Here is a 1,822-nt window from a genome sequence, read left to right as displayed (position 1 = left end):
TTCAACCTTGGTTTCAGATTTTGCGTGTTGTTTTTGTAGCTGAGTGTGCTCTTTGGTGACTGCTTTTAGCTCTTTGGCCTGTTCACTTAATTGCGCTGTCAAAGACTCTGCTTGTCCCTGAGCTTTGGCTTTGTCTGCATCAGCTTGGCTCAACTTCGCCTGTACGTCATTAAGTTGCTTTTGCTGCTCGGTCAAACGTTCGTCTCGGTCAGCTANNGGTTTTACTACGAGCAACGTTAAGATCAGCACTTAATTTACTGTTTTCCTGCTCTAGATCTTTTAAGCCTTGTTGCAGCTCTCCGATTTTTTCTAAAGCATCTTCCAACTGTTCAAAGGCTTTATCTTGCTCTTGAATAGACTCAGCTTCGCGCCTAGCTGCATCGGCGGCTCTTTCATTAGCTTCAGCAATGGCATTATTTAAACGCTGCTCAACGGTGTAGTGAGCATGGTCATTAATTTGGTGAACCAAATGTTCAACATCGGCCAACATTATCGACAACTTATCCGCGACTTCGGGCGGTAACTCTTGATGTACTAGGGCTTTCTCAGTTGTATCAGGTACGGTAGGCGCAAGGATTTGTCCCTCACCTTCTAGCTCTCTAAAAACATCCATTAATGCAGATGGACGACCAGTACCGATTTTATTACGTAGGGACGTACCATTGATATTTTTACCTTCGACCAATAAAGCGTTCGCTGCTTCAATGACTTGCTGATCTGAAAAAGCTCTCTCTCTTGCCATTTTGTCCACCTATCACTTTTAAAGTTTGTTTGTACGTTTGTTACTATACAAACAAACCAACAAACATACAAACAATAAAACAAAAAAATATATAAGTGAAACGTGACAACGTTACTTAGTGTGAAGGGAAAACAATTCTGTGTTATGCACAAAAATAGTGGATAAGAAGTGTACAACTAAGAAAGTTGATCATTTTAAGGGTTAGATGGTGTGATCGAGGTGAAATAAAAACCGTTCACAAATAGTTAACATCTGGCAAAAAACTGTAATTAATTTTCAGATTGAAGTTGTGGGGTTTTGAGAAGGAAGAAGTATGTTTTTTACCACTCTGACACTATCAGGGAGTGAAGTTGGCAAAAAAAGCCTTAAATTTCGCTATTTACCATAATGGACATAATCACCACCCAAAAAAGGTTATAGAAATAGGGTATAGAGAAATGCCATATGCCTTTTACCTGTGGATATGTGGATTATCGGTAATTCAGATAACATTTTTTCCGGCAAACCACAACGTAAATTTCAGGTTCTCCATGATGATTATCTACTTCAAAATAAATGGTAGATTTGTCCGACGCAGAATCTTTAAACGCTAATGCCATTTTTGCATCATCAATCGTCAGACCTTCTCTAAGTAAGTGTTCCTCCATTGATAATTTCGCTAACTCAATAATTTTCTCATCCTTCAATGGAATCAATGCATAAGCCATTGTAGAAGCTAAGCTCAAAGTAAAAACAAGTAACAACCTCATAAACGCTCCTTTCATTTAGTGAATATACAAGCAGTATATTTTAAAGATAAAGCCATCTAAATATAAACCCTTATTCTGGAAAGCAGCTTTTTATATGTAAAATATGTTTCTTTTGTTTTACAAACAAATTTACTAACATTCTATCAAAGTGAATACCGGATTGTTGTATAAGATAACTTAAAGCCTCATCAACAGACCATGCATCTTTATATGACCTAGAGCTTGTTAAAGCATCAAAAACGTCCGCTATAGTTACAATTCTTGCAGACAACGGAATATCCTCTCCTTTGGTTCCTTTTGGATAACCCGAACCATCCCATTTTTCATGGTG

Annotated in this window: 3 protein-coding genes and 1 pseudogene; all 4 read right to left on the bottom strand. The window is 37.8% G+C overall.

Annotation, left to right across the window (positions count from 1 at the left end; translation table 11 throughout):
• A pseudogene (locus HW45_RS29900) lies at nucleotides 1-195 on the bottom strand (hypothetical protein); the annotation flags it as partial.
• Between the two features lie 13 nt (nucleotides 196-208).
• Nucleotides 209-742: a DNA-binding protein gene (locus HW45_RS04395; RefSeq protein ID WP_051867779.1), complete on the bottom strand. Its 534-nt coding sequence runs from the start codon at nucleotides 740-742 to the stop codon at nucleotides 209-211.
• Nucleotides 743-1,212: 470 nt separating this feature from the next.
• Complete coding sequence (locus HW45_RS04390; protein WP_038225164.1) at nucleotides 1,213-1,491, bottom strand: hypothetical protein; 279 nt, start codon at nucleotides 1,489-1,491, stop codon at nucleotides 1,213-1,215.
• A gap of 70 nt (nucleotides 1,492-1,561) precedes the next feature.
• The coding region (locus tag HW45_RS04385; RefSeq protein WP_038225162.1) for an HD-GYP domain-containing protein at nucleotides 1,562-1,822 on the bottom strand (261 nt) is incomplete at its 5' end.

This window comes from Vibrio sp. ER1A, assembly GCF_000733315.1.
GTDB classification, from domain to species: domain Bacteria; phylum Pseudomonadota; class Gammaproteobacteria; order Enterobacterales; family Vibrionaceae; genus Vibrio; species Vibrio mediterranei.
This window is presented reverse-complemented; position numbering and strand designations above follow the sequence as displayed.